Source organism: Serratia sp. SA088 (assembly GCF_049065515.1).
Classification (GTDB): domain Bacteria; phylum Pseudomonadota; class Gammaproteobacteria; order Enterobacterales; family Enterobacteriaceae; genus Serratia; species Serratia nematodiphila.
Genome location: NZ_JBAKGW010000002.1, coordinates 608,687 through 629,062, shown reverse-complemented (window position 1 = coordinate 629,062; position 20,376 = coordinate 608,687). Strand labels below are relative to the sequence as shown.

General features: G+C 57.9%; 16 protein-coding genes. 6 read left to right on the top strand and 10 right to left on the bottom strand.

The window, feature by feature from the left end:
- Window positions 1–90 precede the first annotated feature (90 nt).
- The 3 genes from ldtD (at window position 91) to ACOWVD_RS08125 (ending at window position 3,340) form a co-directional block, all read left to right on the top strand.
- Window positions 91–1,899 carry a L,D-transpeptidase gene (gene ldtD, locus ACOWVD_RS08135; RefSeq protein WP_028127364.1) on the top strand — a complete coding sequence of 603 codons (1,809 nt, stop codon included), beginning with the start codon at window positions 91–93 and terminating at the stop codon, window positions 1,897–1,899.
- A gap of 180 nt (window positions 1,900–2,079) precedes the next feature.
- Window positions 2,080–2,628, top strand: a complete 549-nt coding sequence (locus tag ACOWVD_RS08130; protein ID WP_004928217.1) for a YcbK family protein — start codon at window positions 2,080–2,082, stop codon at window positions 2,626–2,628.
- A 64-nt stretch (window positions 2,629–2,692) separates the two neighbouring features.
- Complete coding sequence (locus ACOWVD_RS08125; protein WP_015377338.1) at window positions 2,693–3,340, top strand: MBL fold metallo-hydrolase; 648 nt, start codon at window positions 2,693–2,695, stop codon at window positions 3,338–3,340.
- A gap of 76 nt (window positions 3,341–3,416) precedes the next feature.
- Here ACOWVD_RS08125 and ACOWVD_RS08120 read toward each other — a convergent pair whose 3' ends face one another.
- The 5 genes from ACOWVD_RS08120 to ACOWVD_RS08100 form a co-directional block, all read right to left on the bottom strand.
- Window positions 3,417–4,607: an amino acid aminotransferase gene (locus ACOWVD_RS08120; RefSeq protein ID WP_049241146.1), complete on the bottom strand. Its 1,191-nt coding sequence runs from the start codon at window positions 4,605–4,607 to the stop codon at window positions 3,417–3,419.
- A gap of 245 nt (window positions 4,608–4,852) precedes the next feature.
- Window positions 4,853–5,980, bottom strand: coding sequence for a porin OmpC (gene ompC / locus ACOWVD_RS08115; protein WP_015377340.1), 1,128 nt, complete (start codon window positions 5,978–5,980; stop codon window positions 4,853–4,855).
- 301 nt (window positions 5,981–6,281) lie between these two features.
- A complete protein-coding gene (gene asnS / locus ACOWVD_RS08110) occupies window positions 6,282–7,682 on the bottom strand; it encodes an asparagine--tRNA ligase (RefSeq protein ID WP_197800736.1) in 1,401 nt (466 codons plus the stop codon).
- A gap of 215 nt (window positions 7,683–7,897) precedes the next feature.
- Window positions 7,898–9,103 carry a nicotinate phosphoribosyltransferase gene (gene pncB, locus ACOWVD_RS08105; RefSeq protein ID WP_197799289.1) on the bottom strand — a complete coding sequence of 402 codons (1,206 nt, stop codon included), beginning with the start codon at window positions 9,101–9,103 and terminating at the stop codon, window positions 7,898–7,900.
- A 255-nt stretch (window positions 9,104–9,358) separates the two neighbouring features.
- Entirely contained in the window at window positions 9,359–11,059 is a 1,701-nt protein-coding gene (locus ACOWVD_RS08100) for a GGDEF domain-containing protein (protein WP_421105574.1), read from the bottom strand.
- A gap of 337 nt (window positions 11,060–11,396) precedes the next feature.
- Between ACOWVD_RS08100 and pepN the strand changes: the two genes are divergently transcribed.
- On the top strand, window positions 11,397–14,015 hold the full coding sequence (gene pepN, locus ACOWVD_RS08095; protein WP_060559141.1) for an aminopeptidase N: 2,619 nt from the start codon (window positions 11,397–11,399) through the stop codon (window positions 14,013–14,015).
- Window positions 14,016–14,066: 51 nt separating this feature from the next.
- Here pepN and ssuB read toward each other — a convergent pair whose 3' ends face one another.
- Genes ssuB through ssuE form a run of 5 tightly spaced genes read right to left on the bottom strand, consistent with a single transcriptional unit; the run spans window position 14,067 to window position 18,379 of the window.
- Window positions 14,067–14,840 carry an aliphatic sulfonates ABC transporter ATP-binding protein gene (gene ssuB / locus ACOWVD_RS08090; RefSeq protein ID WP_049241152.1) on the bottom strand — a complete coding sequence of 258 codons (774 nt, stop codon included), beginning with the start codon at window positions 14,838–14,840 and terminating at the stop codon, window positions 14,067–14,069.
- Window positions 14,837–15,631: an aliphatic sulfonate ABC transporter permease SsuC gene (ssuC, locus tag ACOWVD_RS08085; protein ID WP_044031527.1), complete on the bottom strand. Its 795-nt coding sequence runs from the start codon at window positions 15,629–15,631 to the stop codon at window positions 14,837–14,839. Before ssuC ends, ssuB begins: the two co-directional genes overlap by 4 nt.
- A gap of 11 nt (window positions 15,632–15,642) precedes the next feature.
- On the bottom strand, window positions 15,643–16,791 hold the full coding sequence (gene ssuD / locus ACOWVD_RS08080) for an FMNH2-dependent alkanesulfonate monooxygenase (protein ID WP_015377346.1): 1,149 nt from the start codon (window positions 16,789–16,791) through the stop codon (window positions 15,643–15,645).
- A 19-nt stretch (window positions 16,792–16,810) separates the two neighbouring features.
- Complete coding sequence (locus tag ACOWVD_RS08075) at window positions 16,811–17,776, bottom strand: sulfonate ABC transporter substrate-binding protein (protein WP_053091208.1); 966 nt, start codon at window positions 17,774–17,776, stop codon at window positions 16,811–16,813.
- Between the two features lie 24 nt (window positions 17,777–17,800).
- Entirely contained in the window at window positions 17,801–18,379 is a 579-nt protein-coding gene (gene ssuE / locus ACOWVD_RS08070; RefSeq protein WP_004928176.1) for an NADPH-dependent FMN reductase, read from the bottom strand.
- A gap of 258 nt (window positions 18,380–18,637) precedes the next feature.
- On the opposite strand from ssuE, the gene pyrD reads away from it, so the two are divergent.
- Window positions 18,638–19,648, top strand: coding sequence for a quinone-dependent dihydroorotate dehydrogenase (gene pyrD / locus ACOWVD_RS08065; RefSeq protein WP_049241154.1), 1,011 nt, complete (start codon window positions 18,638–18,640; stop codon window positions 19,646–19,648).
- Window positions 19,649–19,824: 176 nt separating this feature from the next.
- On the top strand, window positions 19,825–20,373 hold the full coding sequence (locus ACOWVD_RS08060) for a cell division protein ZapC (RefSeq protein ID WP_004928171.1): 549 nt from the start codon (window positions 19,825–19,827) through the stop codon (window positions 20,371–20,373).
- Window positions 20,374–20,376 lie beyond the last annotated feature (3 nt).

Sequence of the window (20,376 nt, the reverse complement as noted above, 5' to 3'; positions counted from 1 at the left end):
GCCCGCAGGGCGAAACGGCCTTTCTGTTTGTATACTGAAACTATATGCAGTTTTTGACGTTTTTTTTTGTGAGCATACAGGGGGCAAGGGATGTTGCTTAAAAAGGGAAACTCTCTACGACGTTTGGCGCTGAGTGGCGCTATCGCCTGTAGTCTTGTGTCGTCGTTTTCCGCCTTGGCCACCGTAACGGCGTTACCGGTGGCAACAGCAGGCATGTCCGTTGCGCAGAGTCGTTCTGAACTGCTGGCCGCGTTGCCGCGCGGTATGGATCTGCACTACCTTTCCACGCTGGCGCCGCTGTATGCGGCGAATCATATGCAGCCGATGTGGCAGGATCGCGAGGCTGTTCAGCAATTTCAACAGCAGCTGGCCGAACTGGCGATGTCCGGCGTACAGCCGCAGTTCACCCAGTGGGTGAAGATGTTGACCGATCCGGCGCTCAGTGAAGCGGGCCGCGATGCGGTGTTGTCCGATGCGATGCTGGGCTATTTGCAGTTTGTATCCGCCATCGGCGCCAACGGCAACAACTGGCTGTACAGCAATATTCCTTACAAGCTTGGTTTGCCGCCCACGGCGGTGATCAATCAATGGCAGCTGGCGGTGCGCCAGGCGCGAACCCTGAGCTACGTGAATTCGCTTGCGCCGCAGCATCCGCAATACGCCAAGATGCATCAGGCGCTGCGTGACATGCTGGCGGACAACCGCCCCTGGCCGCAGGTGGGCAGTGGCCCGAGCCTGCGCCCAGGCCAAATGAGCAACGATATCCCGGCGCTGCGTGAGATCCTGACGCGCACCGGCATGCTGGCCGCCTCGGCGCCGGAAGCGGAGCCGGAACCGGCGGTGGTTTCGGCGAAGAGCAATGAACCCGACGACGGCGGGCTGACGGTAGACGAAGAGAAAAGCCGTGTGACGGTCAGCCCATCGGCGGCGCCGGTGACGGAGTTGACCGCGGAACAGACGCCGCCGCAGATCGGCAGCGTGGTGAGCGACAACCTCTATACCAACGAGCTGGTGGAGGGCGTCAAGCGTTTCCAGAAATGGCAGGGGTTGACGGCGGACGGCGTGATCGGCGTGCGCACCCGCGAGTGGCTCAACGTGTCACCGAAAACCCGCGCCGCGCTGTTGGCGCTGAATATCCAGCGCTTGCGCATCTTGCCGGGGCATGTCGGCACCGGCATTATGGTGAACATTCCCAACTACTCGCTGACCTACTATCAGAACGGCAACGAAGTGTTGTCCTCCCGCGTTATCGTCGGGCGGCCAAGCCGCAAGACGCCGTTGATGAGCAGCGCATTGAATAACGTGGTGGTCAACCCGCCTTGGAACGTGCCAACCACGCTGGTGCGTGAGGATATCGTGCCGAAGGCGATGCGCGACGGTAACTATTTCCAGAAACACGGCTATACCGTGCTGTCAGGCTGGAGCAACGATGCGGAAGTGATCAACCCGGCGATGATCGACTGGAGCATGGTTTCTGCGCGCAACTTCCCGTATCGCGTGCGCCAGGCGCCGGGCGCCACCAACTCGCTGGGGCGTTTCAAGTTCAATATGCCGAGCTCGGATGCCATTTACCTGCACGATACCCCGAACCACAGCCTGTTCCAGAAAGACATCCGCGCGCTCAGCTCCGGCTGCGTGCGGGTGAACAAGGCTTCCGATTTGGCGAATATGCTGCTGCAGGATGCCGGCTGGAACAATAGCCGCGTTTCCTCCACGCTGAAAGAAGGCAATACCACTTATGTGAATATTCGCCAGCGTATTCCCGTAAAACTGTATTATCTGACCGCCTGGGTTTCGGATGATGGCCAACCGCAATTCCGTACAGATATTTACAATTATGATAATACGGTGAGATCGGGCGCACAAATTTTGGCTCAGGCCAAAAAATTAATGCAGTAAATGCAGTAATTATAAATAAATAACGGTCAGAATGTTTGGCTATACCACAGGCCCTCGTAGCCGGGGGCCTGTAAACCTAGGCGTATCGCGGGTTGACTCAGCATACGCAGGCGGTTATGGTTCGGACAGTGCGCTGCTTTGTGCATTTATTTTGACATTCTTGCCGGGTTTAACAGAGTCATGGACAAAATTGATCATCATCGCCGTAAATGGCTGGCGCTAGGTGGCGCCGCTATGGGCATAGCGCTGCTTCCAGGGCAGGCATTTGCCAGTCTTTCCACCGCTCGACCGCGTATTTTAGTGCTGAATAACCTGAATACCGGTGAATCTATTAAAGCCGAGTTCTTTGACGGCAAAGGCTACAATAAAGAAGAGTTGGTTCGGCTAAATCATCTGTTCCGCGATTATCGCGCCAACAAGGTTAAATCGATCGATCCCAGCTTGTTTGATCACCTCTATCGCCTGCAGGGGCTGCTGGGTACCAGCAAGCCGGTGCAGCTGATCTCCGGTTACCGTTCCGTAGATACCAATAACGAATTGCGCGCGCACAGCCGCGGTGTGGCCAAGCACAGCTACCATACCAAGGGCCAGGCGATGGATTTCCATATTGAAGGTATCCAATTGAGTAATATCCGTAAAGCGGCGTTAAAAATGCGCGCTGGTGGTGTAGGATATTACCCACGTAGCAACTTCGTGCACATCGATACCGGCCCGGTTCGGAGCTGGTAATCGCGGTGCCCTCAGTGAATAACGCCGCTCCTTGCGGAGGCGGCGTTATTGTCGTTGGAGCCTTATGAAATACCATCTTATTCCCGTTACCGCCTTTAGCCAGAATTGCAGCCTGATCTGGTGTGAAAACACGCAGCAGGCGGCGTTGGTCGATCCCGGCGGCGAAGCGGAAAAAATCAAAGCGGAAGTGGCGAAACAGGGTGTGACAATCACGCAGATTTTGCTGACGCACGGCCATTTGGATCACGTCGGCGCGGCGGCGGAGCTGGCGGAACATTATCAGGTGCCGATTTACGGCCCGGATAAAGAGGACGCTTTTTGGCTGGATGGTTTGCCGGCGCAGAGCCGGATGTTCGGGCTGGAAGAGTGTGCGCCGCTGACCCCGACCCGTTGGTTGTCGGAAGGCGATGAGATGCAGGTGGGTGAGATGACGCTCAAGGTGTTGCATTGCCCTGGGCACACGCCGGGCCACATCGTCTTTATCAATGAGCAGGCGCGTTTGGCGCTGGTGGGTGACGTGCTGTTTAACGGCGGCGTGGGGCGCAGCGACTTCCCGCGCGGTGATCATCAGGCGCTGATCGCCTCTATTCGCACCAAGCTGCTGCCATTGGGCGACGATATGCGCTTTATTCCCGGCCACGGCCCGATGTCGACCTTTGGCCACGAGCGCCAGACCAATCCGTTCCTGCGCGAAGAGCCGGCGGTGTGGTAACGATTATTTCCCGGCCGAAATAATCAAGGGCGCATAGAGCGCCCTTTTTTTATGATTTATGACCTGCGTCGATGCTTTAGAGCACGGCGACGATGGCTTCACACAGCGGTGCCATGTTGTCCGGCGTCATGCCGGCCACGTTCACCCGGCCCGAGTTTACGGCGTATACGCCGAACTCTTCACGCAGACGCAGCACCTGTTCTTTGGTCAGGCCGCTGAATGAGAACATGCCGTTCTGCTGGATGATAAAGCTGAAGTCCTGTTGTGCGCCTTTCTCCTGCAGGGTGTTCACGAACAGCTGACGCATGCGGTGAATGCGCTGGCGCATGTCGGTCAGCTCCTGCTCCCACATCGCGCGCAGGGCGTCGTTGCCCAGAATGGTGGCGACAACGGCCGCGCCGTGCGACGGCGGGTTAGAGTAGTTGGCACGAATGGCCGCCTTCACCTGGCTGAAGGCGCGATCGGCGGTTTCGGCATCGGCAGCTACAAGGGTGCAAGCGCCGACGCGCTCATTGTACAGGCCGAAGTTTTTCGAGTAGGAGCTGGCGACGATCAGCTCTTGATGTTTGGCGGCGAAAATACGCAGACCCTGCGCATCCTCTTCCAGACCGTTGGCGAAGCCCTGGTAGGCGAAGTCGAATAGCGGCAGCCAGCCATTGGCGGCGGAAAGCTCAGCCAGCTGCGCCCACTGTTCCGCCGTTGGATCGATACCGGTCGGGTTATGGCAGCAGCCGTGGAACAGCACGACATCACCGGCCTGAGCCTGTTTCAGGCTGTTCAGCAGGCCGTCAAAATCCAGCGCGTGGTTGGCTGCGTCGTAGTAGGCGTACTCCAGCACTTCCAGGCCAACGGCGCTAAAGACGTTCTTGTGGTTCGGCCAGCTTGGGTTGCTGATCCAGATGCGCTTGGCGCTGGTCTGGTTGGCGATAAAGTCTGCCGCTACGCGCAAGCCGCCGGTGCCGCCTGGTGTCTGTGCGGTGCGCGCGCGACGATCGGTGACGATCTGGCTCTCTTTACCGAACAGCAGCTCTTGCGTGCAGCTGGCAAACGCCGGGATGCCTTCAATGCCGAGATAGTTTTTGGTGGTCTCGTTTTCCAGCAGATACTGTTCAGCTTTTTTTACGCTGGTCAGCACCGGGGTTTTGCCGGTTTCATCTTTATAAACGCCAATGCCTAAATTGATTTTATTCGGGCGGGCGTCGGCGCGGAAAATGTCGGTCAGGCCCAGGATCGGGTCGGCGGGTGCGGCGGTGATTTTTTCAAACATGTCAGGTGCTTCCAAATCTCGGAGTTAAGCAGACAGAAGCATCAGGGTAGCGCCAGTTATCGGCTTTGCCAACCGTTTGCGATAAAAACACCGCGATCTTGTGAACGGGAAGGATTCGACAGAAAAAATGAGGGATAAGGGGAAATCTGCAGGATAAAACGTTACCGGCAGACACAAATAAAAACAGGGCCGAAGCCCTGTTTTTTTAACTTAGCCGACGGTGAACCGCCGTTAAGCGAGACAACTTAGAACTGGTACACCAGACCAACAGCTACGATATCGTCGGTAGCGGTGCCGGTTGCTTTGGTGAACTCGTTGTCATCCAGCAGGTTGATTTTGTAATCAACGTAGGTGGACATGTTCTTGTTGAAGTAATAGGTGGTACCAACAGAAACATATTTAACCAGATCCTGGTCAGAACCCACGCCTGGGACGTTCAGGTTTTTACCTTTAGACTGCAGGTAAGACACTTCTGGACGCAGACCGAAGTCGAACTGGTACTGAGCGGTCACTTCGAAGTTCTGAGTTTTGCTCGCGAAGCCGCCGCACTTGTCATCGGTAGCTGCACAGCCAGCACCGAAGTTACCGCCGCCGAACGGAGTCATGTTACGGGTTTCTGCGTACATCGCCGCCAGGTAAACGTTGTTGGCGTCGTATTTCGCGCCCACGGTCCATGCGTCAGCCTTGTCGCCACGCTCGTTGGAACGCAGTTTTTGGTCGTCGGTACGGTTAGAAGATGCGTATGCAGCGCCGAAGCTTACGCCTTCGCCGATGTCATAAGTAGAGGAGATGCCCCAGCCGTCGCCGTTTTGTTTCTTGACGTTACGGCCGTCGTTCTGGTTTTTGCCCTGGTACTGAACGGCGAAGTTCAGACCGTCAACCAGACCGAAGAAGTTGTTGTTACGATAGGTCGCAACGCCGTTGGTACGGCCGGTCATGAAGTTGTCGGTGTAGGTGTAAGTATCGCCACCGAACTCTGGCAGCATATCGGTCCAGCCTTCCACGTCGTACAGTACGCCGTAGTTACGGCCGTAGTCGAAGGAGCCGTAGTCAGCGAATTTCAGACCCGCGAAGCCCAGACGGGTTTTGGTGCCTTCGGTGCCCTGAGATTCGGAGTGGTTAGCCTGGACGTTGTATTCCCACTGGCCGTAACCGGTCAGTTGGTCAGTAATCTGAGTTTCACCTTTGAAGCCGAAACGAACATAGGTCTGATCGCCGTCATTACCTTTGTCGTCGGAGAAGTAGTGCAGACCGTCAACTTTGCCGTACAGATCCAGCTTGTTGCCGTCTTTGTTGTAGATTTCAGCTGCGTTTGCTGCACCAGCAGCCAACAGAGCCGGGATAACCACTGCAAGAATGTTGCGCTTCATCATTATTACCCTCATTGGTGTTATTCGGACACCTTTGCCACTGCCGCCAATAATTCCTTGGGAACTATTGTTGATAGATTGGTGTCGTCCTGTGTCTGAACGCAGTGTTCCATTCACAGGCGGGTTAATCTAGGACGAAAATGATACCAATGTCGCAATGAGGTTGCAAAAGGAAAGTATGTGTAACCAAATGTAATTTTTCGGGAACTTTGTGACGTGCGTCAATATTAAAAAATGCGAAAGGCCAGCGAGGCTGGCCTTTGTTTTGTAACGAAATCGTTTAAAAAACGTGTGATCGTATAAATTAGAAGCTTGCGTTACGTGGGGTGCGTGGGAACGGGATCACATCGCGCACGTTTTGCACGCCGGTGACATAGGCGATTAAACGTTCAAAGCCCAGGCCGAAACCGGAATGCGGCACGGTGCCGTAACGACGCAGATCGCGATACCACCAGTAGTCTTCCTTATTCAGGCCCATCTCTTCCAGACGCTGATCGAGCACGTCGAGACGTTCTTCACGCTGAGAACCCCCGATGATTTCACCGATGCCCGGCGCCAGCACGTCCATGGCCGCGACGGTTTTGCCGTCTTCGTTCATGCGCATATAGAACGCTTTGATGTCTTTCGGGTAGTTTTTCACCACTACCGGCGCCTGGAAGTGTTTCTCCGCCAGATAACGCTCATGTTCGGAAGAGAGATCGATACCCCAGGAGACCGGGTTTTCGAAGGTTTGGCCAGAGGCCAGCAGGATCTCAATGGCGTCGGTGTAGTCTACCTGGGCGAAATCGGAAGAGACGAAGCGCTCCAGACGCGCGATAGCGTCTTTATCCACGCGCTCGGCGAAGAATTTCAGATCGTCTGCACGCTCATCCAGCACCGCCTGGAACACATACTTCAGCATGCTTTCGGCCAGGCCGGCGACATCGTCCAGCGTCGCGAAGGCCACTTCCGGCTCGATCATCCAGAATTCAGCCAGATGGCGGCTGGTGTTGGAGTTTTCAGCGCGGAAAGTTGGGCCGAAGGTGTATACCTTGGACAGCGCACAGGCGTAGGTTTCGCCGTTCAGCTGGCCGGAAACGGTGAGGAAGGCTTCCTTACCGAAGAAGTCCTGGCTGAAATCGATGGCGCCCTTGTCGGTGCGCGGCAGGTTTTCCAGATCCAGCGTGGATACGCGGAACATCTCGCCGGCGCCTTCGGTGTCGGAGGCGGTGATCAGCGGGGTAGATACCCAGAAATAGCCATTTTCATGGAAGAAGCGGTGGATCGCCTGCGCCAGGGTATGACGCACGCGCGCCACGGCGCCGATCAGGTTGGTGCGCGGGCGCAGGTGGGCCACTTCGCGCAGGTATTCGATGCTGTGACGTTTGGCCGCCATCGGGTAAGTATCCGGATCGTCGACCCAGCCGACCACTTTGATCGCGGTGGCCTGCAGCTCGAAGCTCTGGCCTTCGCCCGGTGAGGCGACGACCTTGCCGGTAACTTCAACCGAACAGCCGGTGGTCAGGTGCAGCACTTCATCTTGATAATTCGGCAGAGAATTATTAACGACGGCCTGTAACGGATCAAAGCAGGAACCGTCATAGACGGCCAGGAAGGAGATACCAGCTTTTGAATCTCTCCGGGTACGTACCCAGCCGCGTACGGTGACTTCACTGTCAACCGCAGCACGACCTTGCAGTACGTCGACTACAGGCACTACGCTCATAGATTTCTCTCTTTAATAATTTGGTTTAGAAATAGCTTACAACCCAAGAATATGGGGGTAATGGCTATGTTACTTGCCGCGGTGCAGAGCACAAGCAGAAATCATCGGATTGGCGCAACATTTATCGCGGCTGACTGAAAAGAGGGCGTTCGGGATAAAAACAAAAAAGCCGGCGCGTGAACCGGGCCGGCTTTCTCTCTTTATATAAAGAAGGCTCAGCTGGCTTTCTTCACCAGCGGCAGATCGAAGGCCTTGCGCAGGGCCCTGACGAACGCCTGGTCCTGGCAGATGGTCTTGCCGGGGCTGTCGGAGAGTTTGGCCACCGGCTTGCCTTTGCACTCGACCAGCTTGATCACGATATTTAACGGCTTAACGCCGGGAATATCGCAGGTCAGGCGCGTGCCGATGCCGAAGCCGAGATTAATGCGCTGATAGAAATGGCGATAGAGCGCCAGCGCTTTTTCCAGATCCAGATTGTCCGAGAACACCAGCGTTTTGCTCAGTGGGTCGATGCCCAGTTTCTCATAGTGGGCAATGGCCTTTTCACCCCACTCGACGGGATCGCCCGAATCGTGGCGAAGCCCCTGATAACGCTCGGCGAACTGCGGGCCGAAGTCGCGCAGGAAGGCATCCATGGTGATGCAGTCGGTGAGCGCGATGCCAAGCTGGTCCGGATATTCATCCAGCCAGGCCTGCAATGCGGCGCGCTGGCTGTTGGCCAGCACAGGGCTTATCTGCTGATGCGCCTGGAACCACTCATGCGCCTGCGTGCCGACCGGCGCCAGACCCAGCTGGTGCGCCAGATCGTAATTGCTGGTGCCCGACAGGTACGGGAATTCGGCCTGCAAGGTGCTGACGATGGCCTGTTGCACGCCCTGAGAGAAACGACGGCGGGTGCCGAAGTCCATCAACTTGAAGCGCGAAAGATCCAGATCGCCCGCCAACGTCTTGAACTGCGCCAGCTTGGTTTGCAGATGTGCCACCGCCTGTTCCGGCGTCGCCAGCGGCGAGCGCCGGCGGTGCACCACTTCGCTGATCACCGCCAGCAATGGGACTTCCCACATGATCACTTCACGCCAGGGGCCGGCGATGCGGATTTGCAGCTTGCCGTCGCGGTTGTCGATGGTGACCTGCTGCGGATCGTAGCGGAACGTTCGCAGCCAGTTCAGGTAATCTTGACGGAAGAAGGGCAGGCCCGAAAGATAAGCGAATTCGGCGTCGGTTAGCGCCAGCCGGCTCATCAGCGCCACCTGCGCGCGGATCTCGTCGGCATATTCGCCCAGCAGTTCGTCGCCGCGGCAGCGGAATTCCGCCGCCACGCTGATCGCGGGATAGCGATGGAACACTGCTTGCTGCATATGAAGCTTATAAGCATCGGTATCAAGCAGTGATGTCAAAATCGGGGAAGCGTATTGAGTCATAGCGCGTTACAGCATCCTCGTCAGGCGCGTGTCCAAATCCGGATAATCATAAAAGTGGGGGTGGAGTATACCCGGATTATCCTGTTATTGAAGCTGCATCACACCATAAATCACCGAAGCGGGTCGAGGATTAAACGTGCCTTTATGGCAGCCGGATAGCGGCGGGGTGGAAAAAAAGCCAGATATGCCTGTAAGGTGAATGACTTAGCCTAATTAGTCATAAAAATTATAATGTTAATTATTTTAAACAGCGAATCAGATAAAGCCGGCCTGGGTATGCACGCTGACCCGATCCTTGCCGTTCTTTTTGCAAAAGTAGAGCGATTCGTCCGCCTGTTTGATCGCCGCCTGCAGCGCGGTGAACGCGCTGACTGGCGCAATGCCGCAGCTGGTGGTGAAACGCACTTGCCGTCCGTCGGCCAGATTTAGCGTCAGGCGATGAGTACGGGCGCGCAATTGCTCCATGATGTCCCGCGCGTTGTCCAACGAACAGTTGCCCAGCAGCACCGCGAACTCTTCGCCGCCATAGCGGCAGAAGATGTCGCTGGCGCGGAACGCGCGTTGCAGCAGGTGGCCGAAGGCCACCAGCGCCCGGTCACCCACGTCGTGGCCGTAGCTGTCGTTGAGTTGTTTGAAATTGTCGATGTCGATCAGGCAAAAGGCCTGCGGGTAGCTGGCGTTGCCCAGCAGTTGACATTCAAGGAAGAATTTACGGCGGTTGTAGATATTGGTGAGCGGATCGAGGAAGGAAGAGGCCTCGAGCTCTTTAATCAGCAGTTGTTTCTCGTTCTCCAGCGAGACCTTGTCCAACTGGTATTGCCTGAGCTGCTGAATGGCGTCGCTGATGGCGATCAATTCCTGGCTGTAGAAGGCGTCGTTGCGATCGATATTCATCTCGCCGTGCGACAGTCGCACGATATTGTTGTGGGTCTTGGTCAGCCAGCGGTTGATGCTGGTGCAGAACACCAACGCCGGCAAAATGAACAGCAAAACCACCAGGCCGGCGAGTGCGATCATGCCGTAAATGGTCGTCTGGCTGTCGTAAATCTTGTGGCGCGAGGCGAGGGTTTCCAATTCGAAACTGCGTTGATACAGCGCCTGCGAAAGCTCGCTCACATCGTCGACATAGCGCGAAATAAGCGCTGTGGGGTAGGGCTTATGGGTATCGATAGCGGTATACAGCCCATTGGTAATCTGCTGGAGGCGCTCAGCGGACACTTGGGCGAGCAACGCATTGACGATGTTGGTGATTTGTCCATCGTCGTAGTTGATCTTCATGAAGATCAATCGGGTGCTCAGCGCGTTCAGCACGCCGGTTAGCTGAATGGACTTCAGATAGGCGTCTTTGCGAACGAGCTGGCTGACGTTGACGTCGATAATCTGATCGCTCAATTCCGTCAATGACATATTTAGCCGGTTATTGAGACGGATGGCCTCGAGAAACATAAAGGAGTCGGTATCCACCATCCGGGTATCGTAGGTGTAGCGGTAATAACTCTTGCTGGTTTGCGAGATGTAATAGGCGCTGTTGATGTTGAACAGATTGGCGTTGGTGTTATTGACCTGCGAAAGCTGCAGGTTGTCATTATCCAGCAGCTGTTCCATCAAAGCGATCATCGACAGCGCGGCGATTTTTTGCTGAACCCCAAGCTGTCTGGCGACCTCATCGTCCAGATGTTCGCGGATCCGGGTGATCCTCTCGCGCGCCATCCGATCGGCGGCCAAACATTGCGCACGGGTGATTTGCGGATCGATCAGGCTCAATCGTTTGAGGCGATGAGCCAGCAACGCAGCCTGAAAAGCTTCGGAAATTTCTTTGGCGCGATCAATTTTGTACAGGTTTAGCTGGTTGTCGCGGTAGTCGGTATGGGCTTCGAGCAGCTCATCGACGATGAACAGAGAGAAGGAAGTCATCAGGCACAGGGTGAAAAAATAGATTGCGTATTTAATCTTCATAATGCGAGCCATCCCTGAACCTGATTCGGCAATTATACCACCATGCCGCCGGTGTCGCCTCAACTATGCCGGCGCGCCGCGATGGCGGTTTTTTAGCATTAAATGCTGATTTTTATTTGGCCATTGGTCACCCGCACTGCCGCCTGCCGGGCGATTTATGATTTGCCTCTGATTTCTCTCTCCTGGTCGCCCTGCGGCTCTGGGCTTTTCGGCCAGCTGTGATACAGTTTATTCACAATTCAGGCTCACCGCGCGCCGCAGGGGAACATACCGGCTGCGGTACGAAGGAGAAGAGCGGCCTGGCACCTATAACTCACTGAGACGTTTAAGGGTTTTTATGACACAACAGCCACAGGCAAAATACCGCCACGATTATCGCGCGCCCGATTACACCACGACCGATATCGATTTGGACTTCAGTCTGGACGCGGAAACCACGCGCGTGACCGCCGTCAGTAAAATCAAACGTCAGGGTGCGGCCGGCGCACCGCTGGTGCTGGATGGCGAAGATTTGACGCTGGTGAGCATTCAGGTGGACGGCCAACCGTGGAGCGCCTACCGTCAGCAGGATAACCAGCTGATCATCGAAGAGTTGCCGGCACAATTCACTCTTACCATTGTCAACGATATTCACCCGGCGAAGAACACCGCGCTGGAAGGGCTGTACCTGTCCGGCGATGCGCTGTGTACGCAATGCGAAGCCGAAGGCTTCCACCACATTACTTATTACCAGGATCGCCCGGACGTGCTGGCGCGCTTTACCACCCGCATCGTGGCCGACAAGACGCGCTATCCGTTCCTGCTGTCGAACGGCAACCGCATCGGCCAGGGCGAATTGGCCGATGGCCGCCACTGGGTGCAATGGCAGGATCCGTTCCCGAAACCTTGCTACCTGTTCGCGCTGGTGGCGGGGGATTTCGACGTGCTGCGCGACAGCTTCACCACCCGTTCCGGCCGTAAGGTCGCACTGGAGCTGTTCGTCGATCGCGGCAACCTGGATCGCGCCGACTGGGCGATGACTTCGTTGAAGAACTCGATGAAATGGGATGAGACCCGCTTCGGCCTGGAATATGATCTCGACATTTATATGATTGTGGCGGTCGATTTCTTCAATATGGGCGCGATGGAGAACAAAGGGTTAAATATCTTTAACTCCAAATATGTGCTGGCGAAGGCGGAAACCGCGACCGACAAGGATTACCTGAACATCGAAGCGGTGATCGGCCACGAATACTTCCACAACTGGACCGGTAACCGCGTGACCTGCCGCGACTGGTTCCAGCTCAGTCTGAAAGAGGGGCTGACGGTGTTCCGCGATCAGGAATTCAGTTCCGATCTGGGATCGCGTTCGGTTAACCGCATCGACAATGTGCGCGTGATGCGCGGCGCGCAGTTTGCCGAAGACGCCAGCCCGATGGCGCACGCCATCCGCCCGGACAAAGTCATCGAGATGAACAACTTCTACACCCTCACGGTGTATGAAAAGGGTTCCGAGGTGATCCGCATGATGCATACCCTGTTGGGGGAGGAGAACTTCCAGAAAGGGATGCAGCTCTATTTCGAACGTCACGACGGCAGCGCCGCTACCTGCGACGATTTCGTTCAGGCGATGGAGGATGCGTCTAACGTCGATCTGTCGCGCTTCCGCCGTTGGTATAGCCAGTCCGGTACGCCGCTGTTGACGGTGCGCGACGAGTACGATGCGGAAACTCAGCAATATCGCCTGCATGTCAGCCAGAAAACCGCGCCGACCGCCGATCAGCCGGAGAAGTTGCCGCTGCATATTCCGCTGGATATCGAACTGTACGACAGCGAAGGCAATGTCATTCCATTGCAGAAAGGCGGCCTGCCGGTCAACAACGTGCTGAACGTCACCGAAGCGGAGCAGACCTTCGTGTTCGACGGCGTGGCGCACAAGCCGGTGCCGTCGCTGCTGCGCGAATTCTCCGCGCCGGTGAAACTGGACTATCCGTACAGCGATCAGCAACTGACCTTCCTGATGCAGCATGCGCGCAATGAGTTTGCGCGTTGGGATGCGGCGCAGAGCCTGCTGGCGACCTATATCAAGCTGAACGTGGCGCGGCACCAGCAGAAGCAGCCGCTGTCGCTGCCGCTGCACGTGGCCGATGCGTTCCGTGCGGTGCTGCTGGACGAAAAACTGGATCCGGCGCTGGCGGCGCAGATCCTGACGCTGCCGTCGGAGAACGAAATCGCCGAGCTGTTCGCCACTATCGATCCGGAAGCGATCGCCGCGGTGCACGAAGCGATCGTACGCTGCCTGGCGCGGGAACTGGCCGATGAGTGGCTGGCGGTGTATCACGCCAACAAGACCGACGGCTACCGCGTGGAGCACGCCGAGATCGCCAAGCGCGCCTTGCGCAATGTGTGCCTGGGCTATCTGGCGTTCGGCGAAGATGTGGCGCTGGCGGACCAACTGGTGAACGAACAGTATCGCCAGGCGGACAACATGACCGACTCGCTGGCGGCGCTGTCTGCTGCGGTCGCGGCCCAGCTGCCGTGCCGCGATGCGCTGCTGGCGGCGTTCGACGAGCGCTGGCATCAGGATGGCCTGGTGATGGACAAATGGTTCGTGCTGCAGGGCGGCAGCCCGGCGGCAGACGTGTTGAGCAAGGTGCGCGCGCTGCTGCAACACCGCTCGTTCAGCCTGAGCAACCCGAACCGCACCCGTTCGCTGATCGGCGGCTTCGCTTCCGGCAACCCGGCGGCGTTCCACGCTGCGGACGGCAGCGGCTATCAGTTCCTGGCGGAGATCCTCAGCGATCTCAACCAGCGCAACCCGCAGATCGCCGCGCGCCTGATTGAACCGCTGATTCGCCTGAAGCGTTACGACGCCGGTCGCCAGGCGCTGATGCGCAAGGCGTTGGAACAGCTGAAAGGGTTGGAAAACCTGTCCGGCGATCTGTACGAGAAGATCAGCAAGGCGCTCGACGCCTGATTTTTTCGCGCTAGAGACATCAAGGGACGGCCTGGGCCGTCCCTTTTTCATTCAATTCGCCGCCCGGCGGGGACTGGCCGCTGCGGCCGGCGGCGATAACACCCGTTCCAGCACTTCGGCCTCCAGTTCCGCCAGCCTGGCCGAGCCTTTGCGGCGCGGCCGCGGCAGATCGATGCTCAGATCCAGCCCGATATGCCCCTCTTCAATCAGGATCACCCGATCCGCCAGCGCGATGGCTTCGCTGACGTCATGTGTGACCAGCAGTACGGTAAAACCGTGTTGTAGCCACAGCGTTTCTATCAGCCCTTGCATCTCGATGCGCGTCAGGGCATCCAGCGCCCCGAGCGGTTCGTCCAGCAGCAGCAGGCGGGGGCGGTGGATCAGCGCGCGCGCCAGGGCGACCCGCTGTTTTTGTCCGCCGGACAGCGCCGCCGGCCAATCGCGGGCGCGATCCGCCAAACCGACCGCTTCCAGGGCTTGCAACGCCGCGTCGCGCCACTGGCCGCGCAGCCCCAGACCCACGTTATCGATCACCGTTTTCCACGGCAACAGGCGCGCATCCTGAAACATCAACCGGGTATCCTCTTTAGCGGCGGCGAGCGGCGCGTTGCCGCTGAGCAAAGCGCCGCTGCTGGCCTGTTCCAGGCCGGCCAACAGGCGCAGCAGGGTGCTCTTGCCGCAGCCGCTGCGGCCAACCACCGCCACGAACTGCCCGGCGGAAATGCGCAGCTGAATATTGTCCAGCACCGTGCGGTTGCCGTAACGTTTGCCGATAGACTCCAGCGTCACCGGCGTGCCTTGCGCAAGGCGAGCGGGAAGGGTCATAGCGCTTCTCCCTGTTTCAGTTGATAGGCCGGATGCCAGCGCAACCAGACGCGCTCCAGCAGCTGCGCGCCCACGTCCGCCAGCTTGCCGAGCAGGGCGTACAGCACGATCGCCACCACCACCACGTCGGTTTGCAGAAATTCACGCGCGTTCATCGCCAGGTAGCCGATGCCCGAATTGGCCGAGATGGTTTCGGCGACGATCAGCGTCAGCCACATGAAGCCGAGAGCGAAACGCACGCCGACCATAATCGACGGCAGCGCGCCCGGCAGCACCACCTGTGTAAACAGGCGAAAACCGCTCAGGCCGTAGCTGCGGGCCATCTCCAACAGGCCGCGATCGATGTTTTTGATGCCGTGATAGGTATTGAGATAAATCGGGAACAGCGTACCGAGCGCCACCAGAAAGATCTTGGCGGATTCATCGATGCCGAACCACAGGATCACCAACGGGATCAGCGCCAGATGCGGCACGTTGCGGATCATTTGCACCGAGCTGTCCAGCAGGCGTTCGCCCCAGCGCGACAGCCCGGTAATAAAGCCGAGTATCAGTCCGATGCTGCCGCCGATGGCGAAGCCTAACAACGCGCGCTGGCTGCTGATGCTCAGGTGCTGCCACAGTTCGCCGCTTTGGCTCAGGCGCCAGAAGGCGGCCAGCACCGCACTCGGCGCCGGCAAAATGCGGTTGGACAGCCAGCCGGTTTCGACGGCGATTTGCCAGATGATCACCAGCGCCAGCGGCAGCGCCCAGGGGGCCAGCCGATACAGGATGCGTTGTACGTTATTTGCCATCGGGGCGCTCCTCAGCTCTGCGATACTTTTTGCGGAACATAGATGTTGGCCACCACTTCGCCCTGCGGACGCACCGGCTGAAGGCGAGCGGGCGTTTCCTCCTGCGCCAGATCGAGGTGCGGGAACAGCAGTTCGCCGACGCGGTAGGCCTCTTCCAGATGCGGATAGCCGGAGAGAATAAAGGTGTCGATGCCCAGATCGGCATATTCCTGCATGCGCGCCGCGACCGTCGGGCCATCGCCCACCAGCGCGGTGCCGGCGCCGCCGCGCACCAGGCCGATGCCGGCCCACAGGTTCGGGCTGATCTCCAGGTTATCCTTTTTGCCGCCGTGCAGCGCCGCCATGCGCCGTTGGCCGACGGAGTCGAAGCGCGCAAAGGCCTGCTGCGCGTTGGCGATGGTTTCCTCATCGAGGTGGGCGATCAGCCGGTCAGCGGCGCGCCAGGCTTCTTCGGTGGTTTCCCGCACGATGACGTGCAGCCGGATGCCGAAACGCACCTGGCGGCCTTTCGCCGCCGCTTTGGCGCGCACCTCTTCGATCTTCGCCTTAACCTGCGCCGGCGGCTCTCCCCAGGTGAGATACATTTCTACCTGCTCGGCGGCCAGATCCTGCGCGGCGGCGGAGGATCCGCCGAAATAGAGCGGCGGGCGCGGCTGTTGCACCGGCGGGAACAGCAGTTTGGCGCCTTTCACCTGAATATGCTTGCCGTGGAAATCGACGGTTTCCCCTTCCAGCACCCGGCGCCAGATGTGGGTGAACTCGGTTGAGGCTTCGTAGCGTTCTTCATGGCTAAGGTGCAGCCCCTCGGCCGCCAGCTCTTCCGGATCGCCGCCGGTGACCAGATTGAACAGGGCGCGCCCGTTGGACAGGCGATCCAGCGTCGCCGCCTGGCGCGCCGCCAGCGTAGGGGAGATGATGCCCGGCCGCAGCGCGACCAAAAATTTCAGCCGCTGGGTGACCGGGATCAGCGAGGCGGCCACCAGCCAGGAGTCTTCGCAGGAGCGGCCGGTGGGGATCAGTACCCCGCCGAATCCCAGCCGATCCGCCGCCTGGGCGATCTGCTGCAAGTAACCGTGATCGACGCTGCGAGCACCCTGTGCGCTGCCAAGATAGTGGCCGTCGCCGTGGGTGGGTAAAAACCAGAAAACGTTCAGGCTCATCGTCAATGCTCTCCCGTATTTATTGCGCGCTTGGGCGCCAGATGCGTTGCGAGATGTCGACCTTCACCGGCACCAGCCGGTTGGCGTAAAACAGGTCGGCGGTTTGCTGCTGCGCGGCGATGGTATGCGCATCGAGCGGTGTGATGGCGGTCGGGGGGCGGTGATCCAGATAGCTGGCGATCACCGGTTCCGGCAGCCCCATGGCGTTGGCCAGCAAGGTCACGCTTTGCGCCCGGTCGCTGCGGGTGAGCGCATCGGCCTGGGTCAGCACCGTCAGGACCTGGCTGATAAAGGCGCCGTTGGCTTTGACATAAGGGCGTGCCGCCAGATAGAAGGAGCCGGTCTGGTTCAGATCGGTGCCGTCGCCGAGCACCCGAACGCCGCCCTGCAGCAGCGCGGCGGAATAATAAGGATCCCAGATCGCCCAGGCATCGACGTTGCCCTGTTGGAATGCGGCGCGCGCATCGGCGGGCGTCAGATAGGCGGGCTGGATATCCGTAAATTTCAGTCCGGCTTTTTGCAGCGATCGCAGTAGCAGGTTATGTGAGCTGGATCCTTTCTGGAACGCGACCTTATGGCCTTTCAGATCGGCGACGGTTTTGATCGGGCTGTTTTCCGGCACCAGGATCACTTCCGCCTTCGGTTTGGGCGGCTCAACGCCGACATACAGCAGATCGGCCCCGGCGGCCTGCGCGAAGATCGGCGGAATATCGCCGGTGCTGCCCAGATCGATGCTGCCGACGTTCAGGGCCTCCAGCATTTGCGGGCCGGCGGGAAACTCGATCCAACTGATGCGGGTGGCGGGGAAACGTTCCTCCAGCAGCCGGTGGCTCTTCGCCAGCACCAGACTGACCGATCCTTTTTGGTAGCCGATGCGGAACTGCGCCGGATCCTGAGCGACGGCGGCGTTGGCCCAAACCAGCGACAGCAGGCCGGTGAAGGCGGCGGCGCTCAGCCAACGCCGCAAAGCGATGCGTTGTTTCATTCAGGCTCTCCTTTTCCAGGCGTTTCAGGCGGTTTGACGCGCCGCCAGTGGCGAGGCGACGCGCAGCGCCGGCGGTTTGCGGCGGCCAAGCGCCAGATAGAAACTGGCCAGTGCCTCTTCCAGCCGGGCGGCCACGGCGTCGGTGAGCGTGGCGCCTTCGTCGGTCAGCTGGATCTGGCTGTCGTCGGCGAACACGCCGTGCAGCACCTCTTGCGCTTTCAGCGCCGCCAGTACCGGTTTCAACGCATAGTCCACCGCCAGCATGTGGCCGATCGAACCACCGGTCGCCAGCGGCAACACCACCTTATGATCCAGAGCGCGTTCCGGCAGCAGATCCAGCAGGGTTTTCAGCGCGCCGGAGAACGACGCTTTATAAACCGGCGTGGAAATCAGCAGGCCGTCGGCCTGCGCCAGCTGCTCGGCAAACGCCTTGATCGCCGGACTGTTGAAGTTGGCGTACAGCAGATCTTCGGCGTCAAAGTCGTGCAGGGTATAGGCCGTCACTTCCACCCCTTGCTGCCGCAGCCAGTTCTGACTCAGCGAGAGCAGCGCGGCGGAACGTGATGGGATGCGTGGGCTACCGGCCAGTGATATAACGCGCATTGCCACTCCTTATAACTAAAAGTTAGGTTTAATTAGAAAATCAATAGGAAGTGTTTTAAACCTACCAGCAACCGGGCGCGTTTTTTAAATCTCATTTTTTGATTTGGATATGCGCAAAAGCGGATTAGCGCCGATTTGGCGGTGAAGAGGGAAAACGATTGCGTAAAAACGGCTTTTTTTGCCTTTAATCAATTCCAATTAGGCGGGGGATACCGGATAATACGCCCCCGGTTTGCAACCGGGAAATCAGGAGAGTCCATGTACTACCCCCTCATCAGGAAAGCGTTGTTCCAGCTCGATCCGGAGCGCGCGCACGAAGTGACCTTTCGTCAGCTCAGCCGTATTACCGGCACCCCATTAGCGTTTCTTGTCCGTCAGTCCGTGCCGACCAAACCGGTCAACTGCATGGGGCTGTCGTTTAAAAACCCGCTGGGATTGGCCGCCGGTCTGGATAAAAACGGCGAATGCATCGATGCGTTCGGCGCGATGGGCTTCGGCCATGTGGAAGTCGGCACCGTGACGCCGCGTCCGCAACCGGGCAACGACAAGCCGCGCTTGTTCCGCGTGGTTGAGGCGGAAGGCCTGATTAACCGCATGGGGTTCAATAACCATGGCGTGGACAATCTGGTTGAAAACGTTAAGAAATCCCATTTCGGCGGCATTCTTGGGATCAATATCGGCAAGAATAAAGACACGCCGGTCGAGCAGGGCAAAGACGATTATTTGATCTGCATGGATAAAGTTTATCCGTATGCCGGATATATCGCGATTAACATCTCTTCACCGAATACGCCGGGGTTACGATCCTTACAGTATGGCGAAGCGCTGGACGATCTTTTGGCTGCGATTAAAAATAAGCAGCAGGAATTACATGCGCGTCATCACAAATATGTGCCGGTGGCGGTAAAGATCGCGCCGGATCTTTCAGAAGAAGAATTGATCCAAATTGCCGATAGCCTGGTGCGGCATAATATCGATGGCGTGATCGCCACCAATACCACGTTGGATCGAAAATTGATCCAGGGGTTGAATTACTGCGAACAAGCGGGCGGGTTAAGCGGGCGTCCATTGCAATCACGCAGCACCGAAGTTATCCGTCGTCTCTCCACCGAACTGCAGGGGCGCCTGCCGATTATCGGCGTAGGCGGCATCGATTCGCTGACGGCGGCGCGCGAAAAAATGGAGGCCGGCGCGAACCTGCTGCAAATTTATTCCGGATTTATCTATCACGGCCCGCGTTTGATTAAAGATATCGTTACCCATATCTAATATTTTTCCTCTCATTTTATTCCGGGGGTTTATTTCTGCCCCCGGCTCGTCTATATTTTGTTCGTTAGCTTAAATATCGTTCGCGGAATTATCCGATGTTTAAGCGATTTCATCGGTGATAAAATCGCCTTTTAAGGTGAGTGCGGCGTTGGCATAGGCAGCGAGAAGGATACGAAATGAAGATAAAACCTGACGATAATTGGCGTTGGTATTTTGATGCCGAACACGATCGGCTAATGCTGGATTTAGCTAATGGTATGATCTTTCGTTCACGTTTTCCGGCCAAAATGTTAACGCCGGACGCCTTTGATGAATGTGCTTTTTGCGTGGATGACGCCGCCCTTTATTTCACCTATGAAGAACAGTGCAAGCAGGTCAAGCTTAGCCATGAACAGCGCGCCGAGCTGGTGCTGAATGCGCTGGTCGCCTATCGCTTCCTGAAACCGCTGATGCCAAAGAGCTGGCATTTCTCGCAGCAGCATTACCCGCTGCAGCCGAAAAACGGCGAGCTGGCGGCGGTGAAAGTGATGGAGAGCGGCGCGGAAGCGCGCTTGCTGGTGGTGGAGGCCGGGGATAACGCCAGCCTGTGCCTGCTGGCGCAAAATCAGCTGACGGTCGCCGGCCGTACCATGGTCTTGGGCGACGCCATCAAGGTGATGCACGATCGGCTGAAGCCCTGCGCGCAGGATGAAAGCGCCGCCCCGGCTTACGACAGGGCGGTATAAGGC

Bases quoted from the DNA above. Each gene is read 5' to 3' on its own strand.
- ssuE (WP_004928176.1), bottom strand. From the start codon at position 18,379: ATGCGCGTTATATCACTGGCCGGTAGCCCACGCATCCCATCACGTTCC.
- ACOWVD_RS08100 (WP_421105574.1), bottom strand. From the start codon at position 11,059: ATGAAGATTAAATACGCAATCTATTTTTTCACCCTGTGCCTGATGACT.
- pncB (WP_197799289.1), bottom strand. From the start codon at position 9,103: ATGACTCAATACGCTTCCCCGATTTTGACATCACTGCTTGATACCGAT.
- ACOWVD_RS08130 (WP_004928217.1), top strand. From the start codon at position 2,080: ATGGACAAAATTGATCATCATCGCCGTAAATGGCTGGCGCTAGGTGGC.
- ssuB (WP_049241152.1), bottom strand. From the start codon at position 14,840: ATGACCCTTCCCGCTCGCCTTGCGCAAGGCACGCCGGTGACGCTGGAG.
- pepN (WP_060559141.1), top strand. From the start codon at position 11,397: ATGACACAACAGCCACAGGCAAAATACCGCCACGATTATCGCGCGCCC.
- ompC (WP_015377340.1), bottom strand. From the start codon at position 5,980: ATGATGAAGCGCAACATTCTTGCAGTGGTTATCCCGGCTCTGTTGGCT.
- ACOWVD_RS08125 (WP_015377338.1), top strand. From the start codon at position 2,693: ATGAAATACCATCTTATTCCCGTTACCGCCTTTAGCCAGAATTGCAGC.
- ACOWVD_RS08075 (WP_053091208.1), bottom strand. From the start codon at position 17,776: ATGAAACAACGCATCGCTTTGCGGCGTTGGCTGAGCGCCGCCGCCTTC.
- ACOWVD_RS08120 (WP_049241146.1), bottom strand. From the start codon at position 4,607: ATGTTTGAAAAAATCACCGCCGCACCCGCCGACCCGATCCTGGGCCTG.
- ssuC (WP_044031527.1), bottom strand. From the start codon at position 15,631: ATGGCAAATAACGTACAACGCATCCTGTATCGGCTGGCCCCCTGGGCG.
- ldtD (WP_028127364.1), top strand. From the start codon at position 91: ATGTTGCTTAAAAAGGGAAACTCTCTACGACGTTTGGCGCTGAGTGGC.
- asnS (WP_197800736.1), bottom strand. From the start codon at position 7,682: ATGAGCGTAGTGCCTGTAGTCGACGTACTGCAAGGTCGTGCTGCGGTT.
- pyrD (WP_049241154.1), top strand. From the start codon at position 18,638: ATGTACTACCCCCTCATCAGGAAAGCGTTGTTCCAGCTCGATCCGGAG.
- ACOWVD_RS08060 (WP_004928171.1), top strand. From the start codon at position 19,825: ATGAAGATAAAACCTGACGATAATTGGCGTTGGTATTTTGATGCCGAA.
- ssuD (WP_015377346.1), bottom strand. From the start codon at position 16,791: ATGAGCCTGAACGTTTTCTGGTTTTTACCCACCCACGGCGACGGCCAC.